The organism is Metallibacterium scheffleri (genome assembly GCF_002077135.1).
GTDB classification, from domain to species: domain Bacteria; phylum Pseudomonadota; class Gammaproteobacteria; order Xanthomonadales; family Rhodanobacteraceae; genus Metallibacterium; species Metallibacterium scheffleri.
The window spans coordinates 642820-666547 of sequence record NZ_LDOS01000002.1 but is presented as its reverse complement, the minus strand read 5'-3'; the positions used below and the strand labels follow the sequence as shown (position 1 = coordinate 666547).

At 67.0% G+C, this 23728-nt stretch carries 21 protein-coding genes and 1 tRNA gene; 12 read left to right on the top strand and 10 right to left on the bottom strand.

Annotation, left to right across the window (positions count from 1 at the left end; all coding sequences use genetic code 11):
* Nucleotides 1-98 precede the first annotated feature (98 nt).
* Nucleotides 99-1316, bottom strand: a complete 1218-nt coding sequence (locus Mschef_RS08125; RefSeq protein WP_197686762.1) for a class I SAM-dependent rRNA methyltransferase — start codon at nucleotides 1314-1316, stop codon at nucleotides 99-101.
* 185 nt (nucleotides 1317-1501) lie between these two features.
* Between Mschef_RS08125 and Mschef_RS08120 the strand changes: the two genes are divergently transcribed.
* From Mschef_RS08120 to Mschef_RS08110, 3 genes are all read left to right on the top strand, one after another.
* A complete protein-coding gene (locus Mschef_RS08120) occupies nucleotides 1502-3568 on the top strand; it encodes an alpha/beta hydrolase family protein (RefSeq protein ID WP_081127306.1) in 2067 nt (688 codons plus the stop codon).
* A 168-nt stretch (nucleotides 3569-3736) separates the two neighbouring features.
* Complete coding sequence (locus Mschef_RS08115; RefSeq protein WP_136256344.1) at nucleotides 3737-5770, top strand: S9 family peptidase; 2034 nt, start codon at nucleotides 3737-3739, stop codon at nucleotides 5768-5770.
* 139 nt (nucleotides 5771-5909) lie between these two features.
* Nucleotides 5910-7931, top strand: coding sequence for a thioredoxin domain-containing protein (locus Mschef_RS08110; protein ID WP_081127304.1), 2022 nt, complete (start codon nucleotides 5910-5912; stop codon nucleotides 7929-7931).
* On the opposite strand, the gene Mschef_RS08105 is transcribed toward Mschef_RS08110, so the two are convergent.
* Both Mschef_RS08105 and gcvPB read right to left on the bottom strand, forming a co-directional pair.
* A complete protein-coding gene (locus Mschef_RS08105; RefSeq protein WP_081127303.1) occupies nucleotides 7928-8323 on the bottom strand; it encodes a diacylglycerol kinase in 396 nt (131 codons plus the stop codon). The two genes, Mschef_RS08110 and Mschef_RS08105, sit on opposite strands and share 4 nt — an antisense overlap.
* A gap of 11 nt (nucleotides 8324-8334) precedes the next feature.
* Nucleotides 8335-9810 (bottom strand): aminomethyl-transferring glycine dehydrogenase subunit GcvPB, encoded by a 1476-nt coding sequence (gene gcvPB / locus Mschef_RS08100; RefSeq protein WP_277921486.1) that lies wholly within the window; start codon nucleotides 9808-9810, stop codon nucleotides 8335-8337.
* Between the two features lie 179 nt (nucleotides 9811-9989).
* Here gcvPB and Mschef_RS08095 point away from each other — a divergent pair, with 179 nt between their 5' ends.
* Genes Mschef_RS08095 through Mschef_RS08085 form a run of 3 tightly spaced genes read left to right on the top strand, consistent with a single transcriptional unit; the run spans nucleotide 9990 to nucleotide 13469 of the window.
* Nucleotides 9990-11528: a peptide MFS transporter gene (locus Mschef_RS08095; RefSeq protein WP_081127302.1), complete on the top strand. Its 1539-nt coding sequence runs from the start codon at nucleotides 9990-9992 to the stop codon at nucleotides 11526-11528.
* The gene (locus Mschef_RS08090; RefSeq protein ID WP_242426497.1) at nucleotides 11497-12888 is read left to right on the top strand and encodes an ATP-binding protein; all 1392 of its coding nucleotides are present in this window, start codon (nucleotides 11497-11499) and stop codon (nucleotides 12886-12888) included. The genes Mschef_RS08095 and Mschef_RS08090 overlap by 32 nt, the downstream gene beginning before the upstream one ends.
* A complete protein-coding gene (locus tag Mschef_RS08085) occupies nucleotides 12885-13469 on the top strand; it encodes a response regulator transcription factor (protein ID WP_081127301.1) in 585 nt (194 codons plus the stop codon). The genes Mschef_RS08090 and Mschef_RS08085 overlap by 4 nt, the downstream gene beginning before the upstream one ends.
* Before the next feature lie 36 nt (nucleotides 13470-13505).
* On the opposite strand, the gene panD is transcribed toward Mschef_RS08085, so the two are convergent.
* The 5 genes from panD to pcnB form a co-directional block, all read right to left on the bottom strand.
* A complete protein-coding gene (panD, locus tag Mschef_RS08080) occupies nucleotides 13506-13886 on the bottom strand; it encodes an aspartate 1-decarboxylase (RefSeq protein ID WP_081127300.1) in 381 nt (126 codons plus the stop codon).
* An 87-nt stretch (nucleotides 13887-13973) separates the two neighbouring features.
* Nucleotides 13974-14828, bottom strand: coding sequence for a pantoate--beta-alanine ligase (gene panC / locus Mschef_RS08075; protein ID WP_081127299.1), 855 nt, complete (start codon nucleotides 14826-14828; stop codon nucleotides 13974-13976).
* Nucleotides 14829-14868: 40 nt separating this feature from the next.
* Nucleotides 14869-15690 carry a 3-methyl-2-oxobutanoate hydroxymethyltransferase gene (gene panB, locus Mschef_RS08070; protein WP_081127298.1) on the bottom strand — a complete coding sequence of 274 codons (822 nt, stop codon included), beginning with the start codon at nucleotides 15688-15690 and terminating at the stop codon, nucleotides 14869-14871.
* A gap of 45 nt (nucleotides 15691-15735) precedes the next feature.
* Nucleotides 15736-16230 (bottom strand): 2-amino-4-hydroxy-6-hydroxymethyldihydropteridine diphosphokinase, encoded by a 495-nt coding sequence (gene folK, locus Mschef_RS08065; protein WP_081127297.1) that lies wholly within the window; start codon nucleotides 16228-16230, stop codon nucleotides 15736-15738.
* A complete protein-coding gene (gene pcnB / locus Mschef_RS08060) occupies nucleotides 16227-17585 on the bottom strand; it encodes a polynucleotide adenylyltransferase PcnB (RefSeq protein WP_081129919.1) in 1359 nt (452 codons plus the stop codon). The genes folK and pcnB overlap by 4 nt, the downstream gene beginning before the upstream one ends.
* 104 nt (nucleotides 17586-17689) lie before the next feature.
* On the opposite strand from pcnB, the gene Mschef_RS08055 reads away from it, so the two are divergent.
* Together Mschef_RS08055 and fdxA are read left to right on the top strand one after the other, a co-directional pair.
* Nucleotides 17690-17765 (top strand) — tRNA-Glu (locus Mschef_RS08055).
* A gap of 25 nt (nucleotides 17766-17790) precedes the next feature.
* Nucleotides 17791-18114: a ferredoxin FdxA gene (gene fdxA / locus Mschef_RS08050; protein ID WP_081127296.1), complete on the top strand. Its 324-nt coding sequence runs from the start codon at nucleotides 17791-17793 to the stop codon at nucleotides 18112-18114.
* Between the two features lie 487 nt (nucleotides 18115-18601).
* On the opposite strand, the gene Mschef_RS08045 is transcribed toward fdxA, so the two are convergent.
* Nucleotides 18602-19174 carry a hypothetical protein gene (locus Mschef_RS08045; RefSeq protein WP_081127295.1) on the bottom strand — a complete coding sequence of 191 codons (573 nt, stop codon included), beginning with the start codon at nucleotides 19172-19174 and terminating at the stop codon, nucleotides 18602-18604.
* Between the two features lie 48 nt (nucleotides 19175-19222).
* On the bottom strand, nucleotides 19223-20116 hold the full coding sequence (gene dapA, locus Mschef_RS08040) for a 4-hydroxy-tetrahydrodipicolinate synthase (protein ID WP_081127294.1): 894 nt from the start codon (nucleotides 20114-20116) through the stop codon (nucleotides 19223-19225).
* Between the two features lie 77 nt (nucleotides 20117-20193).
* On the opposite strand from dapA, the gene Mschef_RS08035 reads away from it, so the two are divergent.
* From Mschef_RS08035 to thiD, 4 genes are all read left to right on the top strand, one after another.
* Nucleotides 20194-20784 carry a glycine cleavage system transcriptional repressor gene (locus Mschef_RS08035; RefSeq protein WP_081127293.1) on the top strand — a complete coding sequence of 197 codons (591 nt, stop codon included), beginning with the start codon at nucleotides 20194-20196 and terminating at the stop codon, nucleotides 20782-20784.
* Nucleotides 20785-20812: 28 nt separating this feature from the next.
* Nucleotides 20813-21274, top strand: a complete 462-nt coding sequence (locus tag Mschef_RS08030; RefSeq protein WP_081127292.1) for a peroxiredoxin — start codon at nucleotides 20813-20815, stop codon at nucleotides 21272-21274.
* A gap of 90 nt (nucleotides 21275-21364) precedes the next feature.
* Nucleotides 21365-22744, top strand: coding sequence for a PhoH family protein (locus Mschef_RS08025; protein WP_081127291.1), 1380 nt, complete (start codon nucleotides 21365-21367; stop codon nucleotides 22742-22744).
* 65 nt (nucleotides 22745-22809) lie between these two features.
* Complete coding sequence (gene thiD, locus Mschef_RS08020; RefSeq protein ID WP_242426496.1) at nucleotides 22810-23571, top strand: bifunctional hydroxymethylpyrimidine kinase/phosphomethylpyrimidine kinase; 762 nt, start codon at nucleotides 22810-22812, stop codon at nucleotides 23569-23571.
* Nucleotides 23572-23728: the final 157 nt, after the last annotated feature.

The following is a 23728-nucleotide window of genomic DNA, read 5'->3' as shown; positions in this document are numbered from 1 at the left end:
GTCGAAAAGGGAATCAGGGATTCGGACCACGCGGATGCGGGAAAGTGCCGCGGCGACCGTGGCAGCCGTGCGCCGCTGCGTTCAGCTCGCCCACGACATCACGCCGGCAGCACCCGGCAAAGATAGCCCTTGAGATAATCGGTCTCGGGAATGGCCGGATGGATCGGATGGTCCGGCCCCTGCTGCAGCACTTCCAGCACCTGCACCTGGCGCTCCAACTCGCGCGCGCCGGCCTGGATCGCACCCAGCAGTTCGCCGCGTGCCAGGTGATGCGAGCACGAGCAGCTCACCAGAATGCCATCGGGCGCCAGCAACTGCATCGCCGCCATGTTGATGCGCCGATACGCCAGCCGGCCCTGGGCGATGTCCTTCTTGCGCTTGACGAAGGCCGGTGGGTCGACCACCACGACGTCGAAGCGTTCGCGCGCGGCGCGCAGCTCCTTGAGCACATCAAACGCATCGCCATGCACGCTGCGCACGCGCGCGGCCAGGCCATTCGCAGCAGCTGCCGCATCGAGCCTGTGCAAGGCCGCTTGCGATGCATCCACGCACAGCACTTCGCGCGCACCGCCAGCCGCCGCGCGCAGACCCCAGGCGCCGAGATAACTGAATACATCCAGCACGCGCCTGCCTGCCACGTAATGCACCAGGCGATCGCGATTGGCGTGCTGATCGTAAAACCAGCCGGTCTTCTGCCCGCCGAGCACATCGAGCTCGAAGCGCAGCTCGCCCTCGCGCACCGTTACCGGCGCGGTCAGATCGCCGAACGCGATATCGGCGTACATCGGCAGATTTTCCAGCACGCGGATGCCGGCATCGTTCTTCCAGATCATGGCGCGCGGCTTGAGCACTTTTTGCACCGCGGCCTCGACCTCGGGCTTCAGGCGCTCGATGCCGGCCGTGGTGGCCTGCGCCACGATCACATCATCGAAACGATCCAGGGTGAGCCCCGGCACGCCGTCGCTCTCGCCGTACAGCAGCCGGTAGAAAGGCTCGGCGTACAGGCGCTCGCGCAGCGCCAGCGCCACGTTCAGGCGATGCACGAACAAGGATCGATCCAGTGCATGCGCGCTGCCACGCGCCACCAGCCGCGCCGCGATCAGCGAAGCCGGATTGACGTAGCCGACGCCCAGCGCGCGATCGCCCGCATCCACGATCACGCAGGCATCACCCGGCGCGAACGCCGTCACCGGGCTGCGCTTCGTATCCACCTCGTTGGAAAACACCCACAGATGCCCGGCGCGCAGGCGCGCATCCTCGCCACGCTTGAGATAAAGCGGTGGCAAGGTCAAGGCAGCGTCGCTGTTGGGCGGCATGGGGAGTCCAGGTCCAGGCAAGCCTTTCATCGTAACAGGCGCGATGCACGAGCCCGCGGTCACCGCAGCCCACGACCTGCGCATCACCATGACCAAACATTACGCAAACGTAAGAAACGAAATCGGCGGCATGCGGTCTATCCTCATCGGACGGCCCGAGGGGGCTGCACGGAGCGCAACTCGCCATGAAGACATCCGCACGCATGTTTCACGCACTGATCGCCGGCCTGGCGCTGAGCCTGGCTGCGGCCGCGCCGGGCCTGGCCGCCGATGCGCCGGCAGCGAGCCCGGCCCCGGAATTGCCGGTCAGTGATTTCGCCCGGTTCCCCCTGCTGAGCGATGTGGTGATGTCGCCGGATGGGAAGTATCTGGCCGGTTCGTATGAGGTGGACCAGACCGCCGGGACCAACAGCAAATTCCAGTTGATCGTCTTCGCCCTGCCCAGCCTGAAAGTCACCGCGCGTCTGAATTTTTCGCCTTGGCACATGCCCGGGTTGATCACCTGGGTCGGCCCCACGCGCCTGGTCGTATCCGAGAACAAGGTGACCGGGTCGCTGGCGGCGGAGCAACCCACCGGCGACATCATCGCCTTGAACGCCGATGGCTCGCAGCAACGCATGCTGTACAGCATCGCCGCGCGCGGCACACCGGGTGCCTCGTTCAACATGATGGACATGGTCAATGGCAACCCGACCGTGGTCGGTCCCACGCACGAAATGAACGGGCACGTGTTCATCGAACTGCATCCGTTCCCCATGAACGTCAGCCAGCATGACGAATCCGCGCACCGCACGATCCTGTATGACGTGGACAGCGTCAGCGGCTATCCGAAGCAGATCGCCGAGATCGACAAGGGCCAGGCGGGTTTCTTCGTGCATGACGACAAACCGCTGCTGGCCATCAGTCATGACCGGCAACTCAATGAGGTGGTTTATCTTCCGGACGGTCACGGCGGTTGGAAACTGGCGCCTGCCGGTGTGTTCGGCAAGGTATTCGAACCACTCGATGTCACACCGGGCGGCAAGGGTCTGTATGCGCTCTACAGCGCCACGGGCGGACCCCAGGAATTGATCCGCTGTGCCTTCGACGGCAGTGGCAAGCAGGTGTTGGCGAGCAACGATTTCGGTTCGGTCAATCGCGTCCTGTGGAGTCCACGCGAGCGTCGCGTGCCGATCGGCGTGACGTTCACCGCCACGTTCAAGGACGGCGTGCCCGCGGTGGACTACCTGAGCAACGACCGTTGGGCGCAGATCCACCAGGCGCTGATGAAAGCCTTTCCAGGCGAATACATCGGCTTCGGCGGCATGAGCGACCATGGCAGCACGATCCTGATCCACGCCTACAGCAATCGTGATCCCGGCGAGTACGCGTTGTTCGACAGCAAGACCATGCATCTGCAGCCGCTGATGCAGGTGATGCCGTGGTTCAAGCCCGGGCAATTGGCGGCGCGCGAGCCGATCCGCTTCAAGAACAGTGCCGGCATGGAGCTGGATGGCTACATCAGCTTCCCGGTCGGCGTACCACACAAGAATCTGCCATTGATCCTGCTACCCCATGGCGGCCCCATCAGCATCCGCGATTCATGGGCCTACACCAGCGACGCGGAACAACTGGCCGGATTCCTCGCCAATCGCGGCTATGCCGTGCTGCAAGTCAATTACCGCGGCTCGGGCGGGCGCGGGCTCGACTTCCAGCACCTGGGCTACCGGCAATTTGCCACCGGCATCCAGAGCGACCTGACCGAGGGTGTGCAATGGGCCATCGCCAAGGGCTATGCCGATCCGAATCGCATCTGCGTGTTCGGCGCCAGCTTCGGCGGCTACTCGTCGCTGATGCAGCCGATCGTGGCACCGAAGCTGTACAAGTGCGCCATCGACTATGCCGGCGTGTCGGACTGGCGCATCGAGATGGACCGCAGCGTGTACTCGCACATCGACACCGGTAATACGAGCTATGCGCAATACATAGGCACGCGCGCGGACGCCAAAGCCATCTCGCCGCTGTTCATGCTGGATCGCTTCAATGTGCCGGTATTGATCATGCAGGGCGGCGCCGACAACATCGTGCCGCCGCAGAACGCCGAACGCCTGCGTGACAAGCTCGAAGCCATGCACAAGCCCTACGAGTGGCTGTGGTTCGGCAACGAGTACCACGGCTTCCAGACCGAACCGCATCTGCTGGCCATGTTCAACAAGGTGCAGGCTTTCCTCGCGCGCTACATCGGTCCCGGCGCGGGCACGACGGCGCACTGAGCCAAGCATCCCGCGCGGTGCGATGCGCCGCGCGGGACGCATGACTTTCGACCCGCGCGGCGGTCTCCCGCTGCGCCTAGGCTGCGCGCGGATGCAGGTGGCGAAGGGGTTTCGCCGCCAGCCTTGGCGGGCCGCGAGGCCCATGGAAACTCGCAAGGGGAGATCGTCATGCTGCTTCGTTACCGCCTGTTGCTGGGCGCCGCTTTGCTGTGCACCGGTTGCGCCGCCGGCGCAGCCACCCTGCTGCCGGCCAGGGATTTCGCGCGCCATCCGCCCATCTCCAACCCGGTGCTTTCGCCCGACGGCCGGCACATCGCCGTGGCCTTGAAAACCGACGATGGCAAGAGCGACGAAGCCAAACACGAAATCGCCATCATGGAAGTGCCCAGCCTGAAGGTCACCGCACGGCTGGGTTTCGCGCCGCATACGCTGGCCGGGCAGATGCTGTGGGTGGGCCCCGATCGCCTGCTGGTGTCCGAGGCGCGCGAATCCGGTTCGCTCGACGCGCCCGGACTGATCGGCGAGCTGGTGGCGCTGGATGCCGACGGCAAGAACCAGCGCGTGATCTACAGTTTCCTCGATCGCGGCAAGACGGTGCGCTCGCAGATGAACATCCTGGCCATGCCCGCGGCCTATCCCGAGATCGCCGGGCTGCCACAGCCGAAGAATGGCCATGTGTTCCTGTCGTTCTCGATCCTCCCGGAGAACCGCAACGGCCAGTCCTACGACACCATGCGCACCGAGTTGTACGACGTGGACACCGTCACCGGCAAGCCGAGCAAGGTCACCCAGATCGACATCGGCGACATGAACTTCCTGGTGCACAAGGGCCAGGCCCTGTACGCCTACGGCATGACCGACCATTGGGACCCCATCATCTACGCGCGCGATGCCGAGGGCGCATGGGTCAAGCTCGATCCGGCACGCTTCGGCAAGGTGTTCGTGCCCTTGTCCGTCGCGCCCGACGGCCACACGCTGTACGCCGCCTACAGCGAGAACGGTGGCCCGACGCAGTTCGTGCAGACCGACCCGCATGGCAACCACCGCAAGGTTCTGGGCGCCAATGCGTTCGGTTCCTTCGAGGACTTGATATGGGGCCCGGAAGCCGCCCGCACGCCCTTCGGCATCACCTTCGCCGATGTGTTCGATGGCGCGCGCCCGGCCGTCACCTATCTGGATGACAGCCGCTGGGCACAAATTCACAAGCAACTGATGCAGCAGTTTCCGCAGTTCTTCATCGACTTCGCCGGCATGAGCCAGGATGGCGCGAAGATTCTGGTGCACGCCTACAGCGGCCGCGACCCGGGCACCTATGCGCTGCTTGACAGCGCCAGCATGCAACTGACGCCATTGTTCCAGTCGGCGCCGTGGATCAAGGGCGAGCAGATCGGCGAGCGCCGCCCGATCCGCTTCAAGAACCGCGACGGCCAGGAACTGGCCGGGTTCCTCACCCTGCCCTTGGGCGTCGCGGCGAAGAATCTGCCGCTGGTGCTGATCCCGCACGGCGGCCCGATCGGCCCCAGCGATTCGTGGACCTACGACGCGGATGCCGCGTTCCTGGCCAATCGCGGCTACGCCGTGCTGCAGGTGAACTACCGCGGTTCCGGCGGACGCGGCATGAACTTCGAGCGCTCGGGCTACGGCCAGTTCGCCACCGGCATGCAGAACGATCTGCTCGACGGCGTGCACTGGGCCATCGCGCAGGGCATCGCCGACAAGAACCGCATCGGCGTGTACGGCGGCAGCTTCGGCGGCTACTCCGCGTTGATGCAGCCGATCCTCGCGCCCGACCTGTACAAGGCCGCCATCGACTACGTCGGCGTGTACGACTGGACCATCGAGTTCGACCGCGCCGACACCAAGCGCTCGCGCGGCGGCCGCAACTACTGGGCGCAGGCCATCGGCACGCGCGAGCAGGCGCGCGCCATCTCGCCGGTGGCGATGATCGACAAGTTCAACGTGCCCGTGCTGATCGTGCACGGTGGCGCCGACCCGCGCGTGCCGATCCAGAACGCCGAGGCGCTGCGCGACAAGCTGGAGAAATCGGGCAAGCAATACGACTGGCTGGTGTTTCCCAAGGAAGGCCACGGTTTCTATACCGAGGACCATCGCGAGGCGCTGTACGCGAAAATGGAAACCTTCTTCGCCGCGTATCTGCGCGGCAGCGTGCGCGTGCTCGACCTGAAGCCGGCGGCGCCATGACCCGCGCAGACCGGGCTGGCTTCTGCGCCGCTGGCGGTCTGCGCCCGATCGAACCATTCCGGCACCGACTCGAACTGGCCTGGCCCTCGCGCCGGGCCTTTTCATGCCCGCGTCGCGGCAAATGTGCGAGGCTTGCGCGATGAACCGCCTCGCCCACGCCGACAGCCTGTATCTGCGCCAGCACGCCGACAATCCGGTGGACTGGTGGCCCTGGTGCGACGAGGCCCTGCGCGAAGCTCGTCAGCGCGACCAGCCGATCCTGCTGTCGATCGGTTACGCCGCCTGCCATTGGTGCCACGTGATGGCGCATGAAAGTTTCGAGGATGCCGCCACCGCAGCGGCCATGAACGCGGCGTATGTGTGCATCAAGCTCGACCGCGAACAGCGCCCCGACCTCGACCGCGCCTACCAGCGCGCACAACAGGCGCTCAACGGACGACCCGGTGGCTGGCCGCTGACCGTCTTCCTCGACCCGCACACCCTGCTGCCGATTTTCATCGGCACGTATTTTCCACCGACACCGCGCCACGGTCTGCCGGCGTTCCGCCAGGTGCTCGATGGCATTGCCAGCGCGTGGCGCGAGCAACGCGACGCGATCACCCGGCAAGGCATGCAGTGGCAGGGCTGGCTTGCAGCCAGTGACGATGCGGTCGGCGCGGCGAGCGCATTGGCGGCCGATCCCGCGGCGCAGGCGCTGGCACAGATCGAAGCGCGCTTCGATGCCGAACACGGTGGTCATCGCGGCGCACCCAAGTTTCCGCAGGCCGGCGAGCTGGAATGGTTGCTTGACCTTGCCGAAAGCGATCGGCCCGAATCGGCAGCCGCGCGACGCATGCTGGAAACCACGCTCGACGGCATGGCGCGCGGTGGTCTCCACGACCATCTCGGCGGCGGATTTTTCCGCTACTGCGTCGATGCCGATTGGGGCATTCCGCACTTCGAGAAAATGCTCTACGACACCGCGCAACTGCTGCCCGTGTACGCGCGCGCGGCCACGCTGCTGCAGCGCGATGACTACGCGCGCGTCGTGCGCCTCGGCGCGGACTGGCTGCAGCGCGAGATGCGTCTGGGCAGTGACGCCTGGGCCAGCGCGCTGGACGCCGACAGCCCCGGCGGCGAAGGTGCCTATTACGTATGGACGCCCGCGACACTCGCCGACGCGCTGCCGGACGCCGCGCTGCGCGCGCAGGCCACGCACGACTTCGGCCTTGATCGCGCGCCCAATTTCGAAGGTCACGCCTGGCATCTGCGCCTTGCCGACGGCGCCACGCTGGTGCCCACCGACAGCGCGGGCCAATCCATTCGTCACGGCCTGCTGCGCGCACGCCAGCAGCGCCCGCCGCCGGCGCGCGACGACAAGGCGCTGACGGCGTGGAACGCGCTGGCCATCGCCGGCCTGTGCCGCGCCGCGCGGGCCTTGCGCGCGCCCGATCTGCTGCCCGCCGCCGAGGCTGCACTGGCCGCGCTGCATGCCGGCGCCTGGCGCGACGGTGTGCTGCTCGCGCAAGCCGACAGCGCCAGCAGCGCACCGGGCTTTCTCGATGACCATGCCTACCTGCTCGATGCGCTGCTGGAACTGCTCGCCTGGCGCTGGCAGACACGAGACTTCGCCTGGGCGCAGGCGCTGGCCACGACCTTGTGCACTGCGTTCGAGGATCACGCGCACGGCGGATTCTTTTTCAGCACGACCGCGCACGGCACGCCGCTGGGACGCGAACGCAGCTTCGAGGATTCCAGCCAGCCCAGCGGCAACGCCGTCGCCGCGTCCGCGTTGCTGCGCCTGGGCCACTTGTGCGGCGAGTCGCGCTGGGTGGATGCCGCCGCGCGCGCCATCCAAGCCGGGCTTGCGGTGCTGGCCGACTACCCCGCCGCCGCACCCAGCCTGTTGCGCGCCTGGCGCGCGTGGCAACAACCCGAGGCACAGTTGATCGTGCGCGTCAGCGCGCAGGAGCAGCTCCTCTGGAACAGCGCACTGGAACTGGCGCGCGTCAGCCTGCACGCCTACGTGATCCCGGCGGATGCCGCGTCTTTACCGCCCGCGCTCGCCGCACGCGCGGCCGTGCCCGGCGGCGTGGCTTACCTGTGCACGGGATTCACCTGCCAGGCACCAATCACGCGGCCCGATCAACTGATCGCGGCGCTGGCCGCCGCATCGCCCTAGCGCGCCAGCAGGCGCGGCCCGAGGATCAGCGCCCAGGTGGCGATGACATTGAGCATCAGCACGAAGACCGCGGCCGAGCCCATGTCCTTGGCGCGTCCCGCGAGTTCGTGCTGCTCGGCGCCATAACGCTCGATCACGGCCTCGATCGCGGAGTTCAACAATTCGGCGGCCAGCACCAGCAGCAGGCAACCCAGCAGCAACGCTTTCTGCACGCCACCCTGTCCCAGCCACAGCGCCAGCGGCGCCAGCACCACAAACAGGTACACCTCGAGGCGGAACGAGCTTTCCACTTTCCAGGTGATGGCCAGTCCCTGCAGCGACCAGCGCAGCGCACGCCACATGCCGCGCGGCCCGCGCGGCAGCAAGCTCGCGCCCGAACGCAGATCAGGCATGCCGTGCGCGCTCAGGCCGCGGCCGGGCCACGCCAGGCGACATCGAGTTCCTTCACCGCCTTGACGTCATCCAGGCGTCGCACCGGCGTGGTGCGCGGTGCCTGCTTGAACTCCGCCGGATCACTCTGCGCTTGCTGCAGCAGCGTGCGCATGACGGCCACGAAATGGTCCAGCGTGTCCTTGCTTTCGGTCTCGGTGGGTTCGATCAGCAGGCACTCGGGCACCAGCAACGGAAAATAATTGGTCGGCGCATGGATGCCGTGATCGAGCAGCGCCTTGCTGAAATCGAGCGCGGTGACGCCCGAGGTTTTCTTCTGCGGCGCCACGGTGACGATGAACTCGTGGCTGGCGCGGCGCGCCGGATAGGCCAGGGTAAAGCCCGCCTTGCGCAGTTCGACCGCCAGATAATTGGCGTTGAGCGTGGCGTACTCGGCCACGCGGCGCATGCCTGCGCCGCCCAGCATGCGCGCATAGATATAGGCGCGCAGCAGCACGCCGGCGTTGCCGGCGAAGGCCGACAGCCGCCCGATGCTCAGCGGGCGATCCTTCTTGCGCACGTAGCCATAGCGGCCATCGGCGCGCTTTTCCACGATCGGGATGGGCAGGAATGGCTGCAGGCGTTCGGATACACCCACCGCGCCCGCGCCAGGTCCGCCGCCGCCATGCGGCGTGGAGAAGGTCTTGTGCAGGTTCATGTGGATGGCGTCGAAACCCATGTCACCCGGGCGCACCTTGCCGAGGATGGCATTGAGGTTGGCGCCGTCGTAGTACAGCAGGCCGCCCGCGGCATGCACCCTGCGCGCGATCTCCTGGATGCGCCGCTCGAACACGCCGATGGTGCTGGGGTTGGTCAGCATGATGCCCGCGGTGTGGGGGCCGAGCACGGCTTGCAGCGCATCCAGATCGATATCGCCATCGGCAAGCGTGGGGATTTCGCGCACGCTGGCGCCGCACATGGTGGCGGTGGCCGGGTTGGTGCCGTGCGCGGCATCGGGAACGATGATCTCGGTGCGCGCCGTGTCGTTGCGCTGGCGGTGATAGGCCATGATCATGGCCACGCCGGCGAATTCGCCCTGCGCGCCGGCCATCGGCGTGAGTGACACGCCGCCACGCATGCCGGTGACGTCGGCCAGGATTTCCTGCAGGTCGTACATGCAGGACAGAAAACCCTGGCTGAGTGATTCAGGCGCGCACGGGTGGCGATCGAGGAAACCATCGAGCATGGCCAGCGAATTGCACGCGCGCGGGTTGTATTTCATCGTGCACGAACCCAGCGGATAGAAGTTCGTGTCGATGGAGAAATTCTTCTGGCTGAGGCTGGTGTAATGGCGCACCACGTCCATCTCGGACACTTCCGGCAGACCGATGGGCGTGGTGCGGCGCAAGGCATCCGGCAGGTCATCGGGCAGCGCGCAGGGCGGTGGCATCTGGGCGGCCGCGCCGCGGCCGGGACGGGAGTGCTCGAAGATCAACATGGAGCGGACCATCTGGGTGGATACCAGACGCGGATTGTGCCACAACGCCTGACGCGCTCCGACCCGGGCAGCGGCGCGCGCCATCGGAACGCGCCACTGCCGCCCGCCGCGCGCGCGCATGCGCTACCCTGCGCCCGTTTTGCGCCGCGGCCGTAGCACGCCGCCCCACGCCACCGACCGATGGAGTCCTCATGACCAACACCCTCGAACCCGCCGTGCCGGTCACCTCGCAGACGCGCTCGTTCACGACCATCTTTCTGATCGAGATGTGGGAGCGCTTCGGCTTCTACGGCATGCAGGCGCTGATCGTCTACTACATGGTGCAGCGCCTGCACTTTGCCGACGACCGTGCCAACCTGGTGTGGAGCGCCGCCACGGCGCTGATCTATGTCGCCCCGGCCATCGGCGGCTGGGTCGGCGACAAGATCCTCGGCACGCGCCGCACCATGTTGCTCGGCGCGATCATCCTCGGCCTTGGCTACGCGCTGATGGGCCTGCCCACGGACAACGTCTGGGCATTGTTCGGCGCACTCAGCGTGATCACCGTCGGCAACGGCCTGTTCAAGCCCAACTCGGGCAACCTGGTGCGCAAGATCTACGAGGGCGACGACTCCAAGATCGACAGCGCGTTCACCATCTACTACATGGCGGTCAACATCGGCTCGACGTTCTCGATGCTGCTGACACCGTGGATCAAGGATTACATCAACCGGACCTATGGCAACGAATTCGGCTGGCACGCGGCGTTCCTGGTCTGTTCGTTCGGGCTGGTGATCGGCCTGGCCAACTACAGCCTGATGCGCAAGAGCATGCGACATATCGGTTCGGAACCGGACCAGCGTCCGCTGAACATCGGCCATCTGCTGCTGGTGGTGTTGGCCGGCGCGGTGCTGGCCATCGGTTCGGCGGTCGTGCTGAACTACGAGACCTTGGCCGAGATTTTCGTGTACGGCGCCGGGATCGTGCTGCTGGGCATCTTCGCGCATCTGATCCGCAGCAGCGACCGCAGCGAGCGCTCCGGCCTGATCGCGGCGCTGGTGCTGGTGGTGCAGACCATTTTCTTCTTCATTTTTTACCAGCAGATGTCCACATCCCTGGCGTTGTTCGCATTGCGCAACGTGGACTGGAGCCAGAGCCTGTTCGGCCTGCACCTGTTCACCTGGAATCCGGCGCAGTACCAAGCGCTGAACCCGCTCTGGATCTTCGCGCTCAGTCCGCCGCTGGCGTGGATCTACACCACGGCCGGCAAGCGCGGCAAGGATCTTTCCATCGCGGCCAAGTTCGTGCTGGGCTTCCTCATGGTGGCCGTGGGCTTCTTCCTGTTCGGCGCCGCCGGTCATTACGCCGGTGGCGACGGCAAGACCTCCTCGTGGGTGATGATCTGGGGCTATGGCTTCTATTCGCTGGGCGAGCTGCTGGTCAGCGGTCTCGGCCTGGCGATGATCGCGCGCTATGTCCCGGCGCGCATGGGTGGCTTCATGATGGGCGCGTACTTCGTGGCGGTGGGCATCTCGTCCTATCTGGGCGGGGTGGTCGCCAACTTCGCCAGCGTGCCACGCGACCTCACCAATCCGCTCAAGACCCTGCCGGTCTACACCGCGCTGTTCAACAAACTGGGCTGGGCTGCGCTGGTCTGCACCCTGATCGCATTGGCGGTATTGCCGCTGATGCGGCGCCTGTCCGCAACGCACAGCAGCCATGCGCCGCAAAACGGCACCAGCGCGCACTGACCCGATGCCTGCGCGCAACGCCACGGCGAATCGCGGCAGCAGCCCGTTTCGCCTCGGCCCACGCACGCTGGCGATCACGCTGGCATGGCTGCGCCTGACCGCGATCACCGGTCAGACCCTGGCGGTGCTTTTCGTCGCCTACATGGTGGCGCTGGCGATTCCGGTGCGCGCGCTGCTGGCCGGCATTGGCGTGCTGCTCGTGTTCGAGATCGCCATGGTGATGCGCCTGCGCCTGCGCTGGCCCGTGACCGAGGTCGAGGCCATCGGTCACATCGCCGTGGACGTGCTGGTGATGGGCTATCTGCTGTATTTCAGCGGTGGCGCCAGCAATCCCTTCGTCACCCTGCTGCTGGTGCCCATCGCGTTGGCGGCTGCCGCGTTGTCGCGTCCCGGCATCGCCGTGGTGGCGGTGCTCTGCGCCGCAATCTATGGCCTGCTGCTGCACTGGTATCTGCCGCTGCCGGCCATGCTCGCCGGACGCATGGCCGACTCGACCCTGCAGGAAATCGGCATGGCGATCGACTTCGTCATTGCCGCGCTGCTGCTGGGGGTGTTCATCGCACGCCTTGCCGGCGCGCTGCGCGACGAGCAACTGCGCCTGCAGCGCTTGCGCGAACGTGCGCTGCGCGACGAGGGCATCCTGGCCATGGCCACGCAATCGGCCGGCGCCGCACACGAACTCAACACGCCACTGGCCACGCTGCGCATGTTGCTGCATGAGCTGATTCCCGCGCCATCAACCTGCGAACCGCTGCGCGAGGATCTCAAGCTGATGGCACAGCAGGTCGACCGCTGCAGCGAGATCCTGCGTGATCTGGTCGCCGTGGGCCGCGCGCAACTGGATGGCGACAACGAAAGCCTGCGCCTCGGTGATTTCGTGCGGCGCTGCACGGATCGTTTCCAGCTGCTGCGCCCGGAGGCCGACACCCAGGTGCAACTGGACGCTGCGGATGCCGATTTGCCGGTGCGCGTACCGGCCGGGCTGCAGCATGCGCTGATCAATCTGCTCAACAACGCCCTCGACGCTTCGGCGCAGCTCGGGTCCACGCAAGTCGCGCTCAGTGCGCGCCGCGGCACACGCTGCCTGGAGTTTCGCGTGCGCGATCATGGTCCCGGTTTCGCCGATCCATCACGCTCGCCTGATAGTCTTGGCATTAGCGGCAAGGATCACGGACTGGGAATCGGGCTGGCGCTGGCCGAGGCCACCGCCGATCGCCTGGGCGGCGATCTCGATGCCGGCAATGCGACCGGCGGCGGCGCCGAAATCCGCTTGCGTCTGCCACTGCTGTCCTTGCTGCCGGAACAGCAGGGCAAACCGGTACCGACCGCCGCGCACTGCAATCCCGAGGAGACATCATGAGCGAGAACGCACCGAAATCCCCGTCTCAATCCCTGCTCATCGTCGATGACGACACGGCGTTCACCGGCGTGCTGGCACGCGCCATGAACGTGCGCGGCTACACCTGCAGTGTCGCCAACAACGCCACCATGGCGCTGCAGCTCGCCGCGCAATCGCGTCCGGCCTATTGCGTGCTCGACCTCAAGCTGGGCGAGTCCAACGGCCTCAAGCTGATCCCGGAGTTGTTGCGCGCCGCGCCAGGCATGCGCATCCTGCTGCTGACAGGTTATGCCTCCATCGCCACCGCGGTCGAGGCGATCAAACGCGGCGCCCACGATTATCTGGCCAAACCCGCCGATGCCGATCAGATCGCGCGCGCGCTCAACGCGCAGGCGCCGCGCCAGGCCAGCGCCGTCACTGCAGCGCCCGATGCGCCACCACCGCTGAAGCGCCTGGAGTGGGAGCACATCCAGCGCATCCTCGGCGAGACCGAGGGCAACATCTCCGAAGCCGCGCGCCGCTTGGGCATGCACCGGCGCACGCTGCAACGCAAACTGGCCAAGCATCCGGTACGCGAACGCCCCGCACCCGGCCGCGAATGACGACGCACGCGGCGATTTGACGGACGGATGCGCCGTTCAGGCGGCCTGCTTGGGGATGCTGCGGTTGCTGTGCGTCATGCGGTTGTGCGCATCCACATACACCAGCGTGGGCTGGAATTCGGCTGCGGCGGCGGCATCCACCTGCGCCCAGGCGGCGATGATCAGCAGATGCCCGGGCTGCACGCGCAGCGCCGCGGCACCATTGACCGAGATCGTGCCTGAGCCTTCCTCGGCGCGGATCGCGTAGGTCACGAAACGCTCGCCGTTGTCCACGTTCCATACGTGCACCTGCTCGTATTCGCGGATGCCGGCAATATCCAGCAGGCGGCCGTCGATGGCCACCGAGCCCTCGTAGTGCTGCTCGGCCTGGGTGACCGTGACGCGATGGATCTTGGCCTTGAGGAGGGTCAGTTGCATGACATGAATTCCGTGCGGTTTCCGGCGTGATTATAACGCCGCTTGCTGCGGCGCAGCGCAACGCGCATGGCACGCGCGACCTGTCAATCAGGGCGCGGCGAACGGCAGATTGTCGATCAGCCGCGTACCGCCCAGACGCGCCGCGACCAGCGCGATGAGTTGCTCGTCTGGGGTACCGTGCACAGGCGGATGCAACGTGTCGGCGACGCGGATTGCGCAATAGTCCGGCTCGAAACCGCCACGCTGCAGGCGCTGCGCGGCGGCATGCTCGACCACGGCGTGGGCGTGCCCCTGCAAGGTCGCGGCACGCATCCAGCGCAAGGTGGCGTGCAGCAGCGGCGCGCGCGCGCGCGCGGCGGCATCCAGATACTGGTTGCGCGAACTCAGTGCCAGGCCGTCGGCTTCGCGCACGGTGGCCAGGCCAATGATCTCCAGCGCCAGGCCAAGATCGCGCTGCAGGCGGCGCACCACCTGCAATTGCTGCCAATCTTTCTCACCGAACACCGCAAAGTCCGGCTGCACCATCGCGAACAGCTTGGCCACCACCGTGGCCACGCCATCGAAATGCCCGGGGCGATGCGCGCCTTCCAGCACATCGGTGATCTCCGGCACATGGATGCTCAGCGCCTGTTCGGGCCCGTAGGGATACATCACCTCGACCGCGGGCGCGAACAGCAGGTCGCAGTCCAGCGCGGCGAGGCCAGCCTGATCCTGCCGCAGTGTGCGCGGGTAGCGCGTGAAATCCTCGCCGGGGCCGAACTGGGTGGGATTGACGAACACGCTGACCACCACGCGCGGCGCGCACTGTTGCGCGCGCCGTACCAGCGCGTGATGGCCAGCGTGCAGGTTGCCCATGGTCGGCACCAGCGCAATGCGTTGGTCCTGCTTGCGCCAGGCGCGCAACGCGGCGCGCAGGCTGGCCAGATCGTGCACGGTCTGCATGCTGTCCTCGTGGTTCGATGCAATGACGCGCGCGCCGGGTTCAGTAAACGTGCTCGGCGCCGGGAAATTCGGCGGCGCGCACCGCCGCCACATAGGCCTTGAGCGCGTTCGCCACGCTACCGGCATCGGTCAGGAAATCCTTGCTGAATTTGGGCCGCTTGCCTGGCGTGATGCCGAGCATGTCGTACAGCACCAGCACCTGGCCATCGCACTCGACGCCGGCGCCGATGCCGATCACGGGAATCTGCAGCGCCTGGCTGATGCGCGCGGCCAGTGCCGCGGGTACGGCCTCGAGTACCAGCAGTTCGGCGCCCGCTGCCTGCACCGCCAGCGCGTCGTTGCACAGGCACTCGGCGGCATCCGCCTCGCGGCCCTGCACCCGGTAGCCGCCGAGGCGATGCACCGCCTGCGGCGTCAGACCCAGATGTGCGCACACCGGTGCCTCGCGCGCCACCAGGTCGGCGATGATCTCGCACACCCAGCCGGCGCCTTCGAGCTTGAGCATCGCCGCACCACACTCGCCGAGCAGCCGCGCCGCGGCGTCGCGCGCATGCGCGGTGTCGCGATAACTCATGTACGGCAGGTCGGCCACCAGCAGCGTGGCGGAAAGCCCGCGCGCGACCAGACGCGTGTGATATGCCATATCGTCCAGCGTGACCGGCAGCGTGCTGTTGCGCCCCTGCACCACCATGCCCAGCGAGTCGCCGACCAGCGCCACGTCCACGTCCGCGGCCTCGATTTGCGCCGCGAAGCTGGCGTCGTAGCAGGTGAGCATGGCGATTTTCTCGCCGCGCGTCTTCATCGCGCGCAACGCGGGGATGGTGACGGCCTTGCGCGCGCTCGCGGCGGCTTCGACGTACATGGTGTTCTCCAGTGAGCCGCGATTATGCGCGCGTGGCGCGCAGGCTCAAACCTGCCCAGGCCAGGGCTGGCACGCGCTGGTGTCGACGCGCGCCAATAGCTCGCCCACGCTGGCGCCGGTACCCGGCACGGGCAACTGCGGCACGATTTCCGCCAGTGGCAACAGCACGAAGGCGCGCTCGGCCAGGCGCGGATGCGGCACCTGCAAATCGGCTTCGTCGATCCAGGCATCACCATACAGAAGCAAATCCAGATCCAGTGTGCGCGGCGCGTAGCGCTCGCTGCCGCGCACGCGGCCATGCGCGCGTTCGATGCCCAGCAGTGCCACCAGGATCGCGCGTGGCGTCAGCGCGGTTTCGACGCAAGCCGCGGCGTTGCAGTAATCCGGCTGCGGTTGCGGCCCCCAGGCCGGGGTACGCCACAGCCGCGAGCGTGACTTCAGGCGCGTATGCGCAAGCGCATCCAGCGCGTCGAATGCCGATTGCAACTGCACATCGGGCTGCCCGAGATTGGCGCCAAGGCCGATGCAGGCCAGGATCACGCGTCGCCGCCACCGGGATTGCGCTTGCGTTGACCACCGCGTCGACGCCGGCGCGCTGTTCTGGGCGCGGCATCCTCGAGCGCTGCAGATCCTGCCGGCCTGGTTGCTGCGGCAGGCGCAGGCAACGCGACATCGGGCTGTCCCTGCGCCGCAGTCCACCACGCCGCGAGTTCGGCCAATGCGGGCTCCTGCTCGACGCGCAACAGCAGGAAATCGTACGCCGCGCGAAAGCGCGGATGCGTCAGCAGACGCTGCACGCGACCGCGCGCGGTACGTACCGCGAAGCGCGGCTGCAACGCCCAGATTTCTTCCATCACCACGCCGAAGCGGCGCGGAATGGCCACGCGCTGCGCCTGCTCGGCGATCGCCATTTGCCCGGCACGGTGCCACGCGGCGCTGGCCTCCACGCCGGAATCCAGCAGGCGCTGCGCCTCGGGCTGCACCTCGCTCCACAGCAGCACCGCGAAGGTGAATGCCGGCGTCACCGGCTTGTCTTCGCGCACGCGCGCATCGGTATTGGCCAGCGCACGCTCGGTCATGCGTCGCAACGCGCCGTCGCGATCGCGGGTCAGCGCGGCAGCCAGTGCCGGCAGCAGCCAGCGCAACAATCCGTAGCGCTCCAACTGGTGAAAACTGGCCAGCCCGTACCCGGCCATGAACAGCTTCAGCGCTTCATCGAACAAGCGCGCCGGCGCGACGTCTGCCAGCAATGGCGCCAATTCCGCAATGGGAGCGGCGCTGGCATCGGCGATCTCGAAACCGAGCTTGGCCGAGAGCCGCGCCGCGCGCAGCATGCGCACCGGGTCCTCGCGATAGCGCTGCTCCGGGTCACCGATCAGATGCAGTTCGCGACGCTGCAGATCCTCCAGCCCGCCGACATAATCACGCACGCTGAAATCGCTGATGTCGTAGTACAGGGCGTTGACGCGAAAATCACGGCGCAGCGCATCCTCCTCGATGCTGCCCCAGATGTTGTCGCGCAGGATGCGGCCGTCGTCATGCACCTGGCGCTCGCCCTCACCGTCCTGGCCGCGCAGCGTGGCGACCTCGACGATCTCGCGCCCGAACACCACGTGCGCCAGACGAAAGCGGCGCCCGATCAGACGGCAGTTGCGGAACAATTGCCGTACCTGCTCGGGGGTGGCATCGGTGGCGATATCGAAATCCTTGGGGTGCCCACCCAGCAGCAGGTCACGCACTGCGCCACCGACCAGGTACGCGGCATAACCCGACTCATGCAGCCGATACAGCACGCGCAGTGCGCCGGGACTGATCTGCTTGCGCGACAACGCATGCGCCGAACGCGGCACGATGCGCAATTCAGGCTGGGGAAACTGCCGGCGTTCCGGGTTCAATCGGAGAGGTTCCTTGGCGTTCGTCGGAGTGCGCCGCAGCAGGCGCGAGAAGGCATTGCCGATGGAAATCATCTCGCTATACTACCGCCTCTTTGCACGGCCGCGCTCCCATCGTCTAGCGGTCCAGGACGTCGCCCTCTCAAGGCGAAAACACGAGTTCGATTCTCGTTGGGAGTACCACTTCCACTCCGCGCCGGTGCCCGCCATGGCCTTCGTCGTCACCGACAATTGCATCAAGTGCAAGTACACCGATTGTGTCGAGGTCTGCCCCGTGGACTGTTTCCACGAGGGCCCGAATTTTCTCGCCATCGACCCCGACGAGTGCATCGACTGCACGCTGTGTGAACCCGAGTGCCCGGCCAAGGCCATCTATCCCGAGGACGACGTGCCGGCTGGCCAGGAGGCTTTCGTTGCGCTCAATGCAGAACTTGCCAAGGGCTGGCCGGTGCTGACCGAGCGCAAGGACGCCCCTGCTGACGCCGCCGAATGGGATGGCAAGCCCGGCAAGCTGCCGCTGCTGCAGCGCTGAAGCAAACTGCCGGGCGCGCGCCGCTGCGCGCGGTGCATGGCGCACGTTCATACCGGCATCGGCTCACGTTGCACCATGCGTCCCTTCGCGTTGCGAAGCGATTCCCGCTCCCGCCTTCGCGGGGGCAGGCTCTGCGCGGGAATGACGAAGGGTTGCCCGCTGCGGCGCCCGTTCACCCGGCGCTGCGCCAATCACCCGGCCCTCGCGCGCAGCGCTCGGGCGTTCGGCGGCGCATGATCGGCCCGCGGCCGATCATCAACGCGCTGACCCGGCCCTCGCGCGCAGCGCTCGGGCGTTCGGCGGCGCATGATCGGCCCGCGGCCGATCATCAACGCGCTGACCCGGCCCTCGCGCGCAGCGCTCGGGCGTTCGGCGGCGCATGATCGGCCCGCGGCCGATCATCAACGCGCTGACCCGGCCCTCGCGCGCAGCGCTCGGGCGTTCGGCGGCGCATGATCGGCCCGCGGCCGATCATCAACGCGCCGCCTCACCCCAGGCGTTGCTGCAGCGCGGCTTGCAACTGCTGCACGGCGGCCTCGGGGCCTTGCAATTGGATGCGCGCCTTGTCGCCATCGGCGCGCACATTGATGGTGACGATGTTGCTGACCACGTGCGTCTTGGCACTGGAGAATATGCGCGAGAAGAAGCCCATGGGCTTCTCGGTCACCGTCGTATTCACCTCAACGCGATAAACGTGGGCTGTGGCATCCGCATGTTGCACGTTGCCGATGCCGCCTTTGCCGAGCGCCAGGCCGACGCGGTTGTAGACGCTCGCGACGGTATCGTTCAGCAGCAGGCTGGCGCTGCCCTGCGCGGCACCGACGGTGGCCAGGGTGCCCGGAGGCGCGGTCTCGGGCGTGTTGCCGGCGGGCGCGTTGGGCAAGGTGGGAATGGTCAGCGCCGCGGCGTTGACGGGCTTCTCCAGATCCGGCGGGACTTCCAGCGGACGCTCCTGCACCGCCGCATGCCATTGCTGGTCGCGCGTGTTGGAGTGGAACCAGCTGCAACCGCTGCCAAGTGCAGCCAACGCGAGCAGTGCGATCAGGGGAAGCTTTTTCATGCGTGGGGTTCCATGGGTGAATGGCCGTGTGTGAACGGCGTGAATCGATCAGGCCGCGCTGGCAACCGGGGTCAGCGCGGCCAGTGAGTGTACGAGCCGCACGCGCGCCGCGCCGGGTTCGAGCTCGATCAGCGGCAGACGCAAGCCGGCATGACAGATGCCGAGCGCGGCCAGACCCGCCTTGACCGCAATCGGATTGGGCGCGCATTCCAACGCGCGGATCAGCGGCGCGAGACCCGCGGCATGCTGTTCGACAGCAGCGCGATCCGCGCGCAGGGCAGCGTCGCACAGCGCGCGCATCGCCGCCGGCACGAGATTGTTGACCACCGAGATCACGCCCTGCATGCCGGCCAGCATGGCGTCATGCGCGCTGGCGTCATCACCGGACAATACCGCGAAACCGGGTTGGGCGAGTGGCGCAACGGCCGCGATGCGCGCGGCATCGCCGCGCGCCTCCTTGAGGCCGATGATGTTGGCGTGCCCGGCCAGCCGCGCCGCGGTTTCGGGCAGCAGGTCGCAGCCGCTGCGGCTGGGCACGTTGTACATCACGACGGGCAGGCCGCCGTGTTCGGCGACCTCGGTGAAGTGGCGCAGCAAACCCTGCTGCGTGGGCCGCACGTAATACGGCGTGACCACCAGCGCGGCGTCGGCGCCCAGCGCCTGCGCGCGCCGGGTCTGCTGCACGCTGGCGGCGGTGGCGGCGGCACCGGTACCGGCCAGCACCGGCACACGGCCGCGCACATGTTCCAGTGCGAACGCGAGCAAGCGCCCCCACTCGGACTCGGTGAGCATGTGCGCCTCACCAGTGGAGCCGGCAACGACCAATGCCTGCGTGCCACCCGCCAGCTGGTAGTCGATGAGACGGGCACAGGCTTCGAGGTCAAGCGCGCCGTCCGCCGTGAATGGCGTGGCCAGCGCGCAGATGCTGCCGGAGAGCTGCACGGCGCAATCCAGAAAGGTGAAAGACGCGGCGATGTTACTTGCGGTGCGCGCGCGCGGGCAAGTAAGCTGAAACCTGCATGCGCAGTCGCGATCACGCCCGGGAACCGCTCTTGAACACCACTGCACCGCGTAGCGGCAGCGAACATTACCTGCTCATCCAGACGCTCACCCCGGCCGCCCAATCCCCGTTGCTTGCGCTGACGCGCCGCGTCGCCGACTCCGGTTGCGCGCTGGGCGATGCGCGCGTCAACACGCTCGGCGCCGATGTCTCGGTCACCCTGCTGGCACAGGGCGCGTGGGACGCCGTGGCCAAGCTGGAAACCGCGCTGACGCGCATGGCGCGCGATCCCGATTTGCACCTGGTCAGCTATCGCAGCGGGCCGCGCCAGCCACAGCAGCACCTGTTGCCCTACCTCATCGAAGTCATCGCCGCCGATCGCCAGGGCGTGCTGGCCGAAGTACTGGATTTCTTCGCCGAGCGCCAGATCAGCATCGAGCAACTCGGCTCGCAGCGCTATCAGGCCATGCAGACCGGCGCCGAAATGTTTTCCGCGCAGATCACCCTGGGCATCCCCGCTGAACTGCACATTGCCGCGCTGCGCGACGAGTTTCTGGAACTCTGCGATGGCTTGAATCTCGATGCTGTCATGGAGCCGGTGAAATACTGAGCACGTTGATCCACGAGGAGGCTGGCGAATGATCGATGTGGGTGCGGCAGTTCCCGATCTGCCGCTGGCGCTGTCCGGCGGAACCAGCGCCCGCCCCAAGGATTACGCCGGCCATTGGCTGGTGCTGTATTTCTATCCCAAGGACAACACGCCCGGCTGCACCACCGAGGGCATCGAGTTCAACGCCCTGCTGCACAAGTTCCTGCGCCGCAAGGCGGTGGTCCTGGGCGTATCGCGGGACTCGCTCAAGTCGCATCAGAATTTTTGCGCCAAACAGGGTTTCAAGTTCGATCTGGTCAGCGATGCCGACGCGGCCTTGTGCCAGGCCTTCGGCGTGATCAAGCTGAAGAACATGTACGGCAAGCAGGTGCTGGGCATCGAGCGCAGCACGTTCCTGATCGCACCGGATGGCACCCTCGCGCACGCATGGCGCGGGGTGAAGGTGCCTGGCCATGCGCAAGCGGTCCTGGACGCGATCCCCGCCAAGTGACCCCACGTTTCTTTCAGCGCGCATCCCGCGGTTCGCCCCGCGACGGGTGCGTTTTCGCATGTCTTTCCCCCGCCACGAGGACCATCGCCCATGAGCCGCGGCAAGCGCATCTACGCCCTCGATACCAACGTGTTGCTGCACGATCCGACCGCGCTGTTCCGCTTCGAGGAACACGATGTGTTCATCCCGATGAAGGTGCTGGAGGAACTCGACGAGAAGAAGAACGGCAGCTCCGAGCTGGCGCGCAACGCGCGTCAGGCCAGCCGCTTCTTCAATGAACTGATCGAGGGCGCGGGGCGCAATGGCATCAAGGGCGGGCTGCCGCTGCGCAACCCCGGCGGGGTGTCGCTGGGGCGCTCGGATGCGCGCGGCAAGCTGTGGTTCCAGAGCACATCCGGCAACGGCCATGGCTCGCCCGACAACCAGATCCTCGGCGCGGTGCTGGCCTTGCGCGAGGCGCAGCCCGACACGCCGGTGGTGCTGGTCAGCAAGGACATCAACCTGCGCATCAAGGCCGGCATCCAGAACCTGCCCGCCGAGGATTACGAGAACGACCGCGCGCTGGATGACTTCGCGCTGTTGTTCGCCGGTCACGCCGAGCTGCCGGAAAACTTCTGGCCCAGCCATCCCGAGCTGCGCTCCTGGGCCGAGCGCGGGCGTACCTACTACGAACTGACACCGCACAAGCACGAGCAGTGGTATCCGCAACAGTGCCTGTATCTGCCCGGCGAGAACAGCGTCGAGCTGCGTGTGCTGAGCATGCACGAGGGCCAGGCGCGGCTGGTGCTGCTGGACGACCACAGCCACAGCAACCACGCCGTGTGGGGCATCTCGGCGCGCAACCGCGAACAGAATTTCGCGCTGAATGTACTGATGGATCCGGAGGTGGATTTCGTCACCCTGCTGGGCACCGCCGGCACCGGCAAGACCCTGCTGGCACTGGCCGCGGGCCTGGCGCAGGTCATGGATCAGCAGCGCTACCGCGAAATCATCATGACCCGCGCCACGGTGTCGGTGGGTGATGACATCGGCTTCCTGCCCGGCACCGAAGAGGAAAAAATGACGCCGTGGATGGGCGCGCTCACCGACAACCTCGAAGTGCTGACCAACCCCGAGGAAGGCGGCAGCTGGGGCCGCGCCGCGACCAACGACCTGATCACCTCGCGGGTCAAGGTGCGCTCGCTGAGTTTCATGCGCGGACGCACGTTTCTCAATCGCTATCTGATCCTGGACGAAGCGCAGAACCTGACGCCGAAGCAGATGAAAACCCTGGTCACGCGCGCCGGCCCCGGCACCAAGATCGTGGCGCTGGGCAATGTCGAGCAGATCGACACGCCGTATCTGACCGAGACCAACTCGGGCCTGACCTACGCCGTGGACCGCTTCAAGGCTTGGCAGCACTCGGCGCACATCACCCTGCGCCGCGGCGAGCGCTCGCGGCTGGCGGATTTCGCATCCGAGGCGTTGTGAGCGCCAGCCCGCGGACTGGGCATCGCGGCACGCAGCCGGGCTCCCGTGCCGCGCGGTCGCCCGTCGTGCTGACCATCGCCGGCTCCGATTCGGGCGGCGGCGCGGGCATCCAGGCGGATCTGAAAACCTTCATGGCGCGCGGCGTGCACGGCACCTGCGCGATCACCGCGGTCACCGCGCAGAACACGCGCGGCGTGCGCGCGGTGCACGTGCTGCCGCCACGCGAAGTGCGCGCGCAGATCGGGGCGGTGTTCGATGATTTCCCGGTCGCTGCGGTCAAGACCGGGATGCTCGCCGATGCCGCCACCATCCGCGCCGTGGCGCACGCGCTGCGCGATCATCCGGCGGTGCCGCTGGTCATCGATCCGGTGATGCTCGCCACCAGCGGCGCGCGCCTGCTCGATGCGCGCGCCGTCGCGGTGCTGATCGACGAACTGCTGCCGCTGGCGACGGTGCTCACCCCCAACCTGCCCGAAGCCGCCGCGCTGACCGGACTGGATGCGCACGCCACACGTCTGCGCCCGCGCGTGCTGGATGCCCTGCTTGCGTTGGGCCCCAAGGCGGTGCTGCTGAAGGGCGGTCACGCGCGCGGCCGCAGCGTCACCGACCTGTATCGCGATGCCGATGGCAGCCTCGTCATCATGCATCCACGCCAACCCGGCATGGCGCACGGCACCGGCTGCACCCTCGCCGCAGCGCTCGCCGCGGAACTGGCCAAGGGCCACAGCCCGCGCCGCGCCGCGCAACAGGCCGTGGCCTATGTGCAGCGCGCGCTCGCGCGCGGGCAGATCCTGGGCAAGGGCGGCTTGCTGCTGCTGCGCCACTGATGTCCGGCGCCGGCGCCGACTGAGCGCGCAACCCCGCTGACGGCCATCCGCCTGCCTGCCCGGCGCGTTTTTACGAAATGATCACGTGAGCGCATGACTCACGGCACTGTAATATTTCCGCAAGGCAATCTAGCGTTGGCGCACGTTGCCTGCGGGT

Excerpts from the sequence above, each read along its gene's own strand:
- Mschef_RS08025 (WP_081127291.1), top strand. The coding sequence starts at position 21,365 with ATGAGCCGCGGCAAGCGCATCTACGCCCTCGATACCAACGTGTTGCTG.
- gcvPB (WP_277921486.1), bottom strand. The coding sequence starts at position 9,810 with ATGGTCCGCTCCATGTTGATCTTCGAGCACTCCCGTCCCGGCCGCGGC.
- Mschef_RS08030 (WP_081127292.1), top strand. The coding sequence starts at position 20,813 with ATGATCGATGTGGGTGCGGCAGTTCCCGATCTGCCGCTGGCGCTGTCC.
- Mschef_RS08120 (WP_081127306.1), top strand. The coding sequence starts at position 1,502 with ATGAAGACATCCGCACGCATGTTTCACGCACTGATCGCCGGCCTGGCG.
- panB (WP_081127298.1), bottom strand. The coding sequence starts at position 15,690 with ATGTACGTCGAAGCCGCCGCGAGCGCGCGCAAGGCCGTCACCATCCCC.
- Mschef_RS08095 (WP_081127302.1), top strand. The coding sequence starts at position 9,990 with ATGACCAACACCCTCGAACCCGCCGTGCCGGTCACCTCGCAGACGCGC.
- Mschef_RS08090 (WP_242426497.1), top strand. The coding sequence starts at position 11,497 with ATGCGCCGCAAAACGGCACCAGCGCGCACTGACCCGATGCCTGCGCGC.
- Mschef_RS08125 (WP_197686762.1), bottom strand. The coding sequence starts at position 1,316 with ATGCCGCCCAACAGCGACGCTGCCTTGACCTTGCCACCGCTTTATCTC.
- Mschef_RS08035 (WP_081127293.1), top strand. The coding sequence starts at position 20,194 with ATGCGCAGTCGCGATCACGCCCGGGAACCGCTCTTGAACACCACTGCA.
- Mschef_RS08115 (WP_136256344.1), top strand. The coding sequence starts at position 3,737 with ATGCTGCTTCGTTACCGCCTGTTGCTGGGCGCCGCTTTGCTGTGCACC.
- Mschef_RS08110 (WP_081127304.1), top strand. The coding sequence starts at position 5,910 with ATGAACCGCCTCGCCCACGCCGACAGCCTGTATCTGCGCCAGCACGCC.
- Mschef_RS08105 (WP_081127303.1), bottom strand. The coding sequence starts at position 8,323 with ATGCCTGATCTGCGTTCGGGCGCGAGCTTGCTGCCGCGCGGGCCGCGC.
- panC (WP_081127299.1), bottom strand. The coding sequence starts at position 14,828 with ATGCAGACCGTGCACGATCTGGCCAGCCTGCGCGCCGCGTTGCGCGCC.
- Mschef_RS08085 (WP_081127301.1), top strand. The coding sequence starts at position 12,885 with ATGAGCGAGAACGCACCGAAATCCCCGTCTCAATCCCTGCTCATCGTC.
- panD (WP_081127300.1), bottom strand. The coding sequence starts at position 13,886 with ATGCAACTGACCCTCCTCAAGGCCAAGATCCATCGCGTCACGGTCACC.
- Mschef_RS08045 (WP_081127295.1), bottom strand. The coding sequence starts at position 19,174 with ATGAAAAAGCTTCCCCTGATCGCACTGCTCGCGTTGGCTGCACTTGGC.
- fdxA (WP_081127296.1), top strand. The coding sequence starts at position 17,791 with ATGGCCTTCGTCGTCACCGACAATTGCATCAAGTGCAAGTACACCGAT.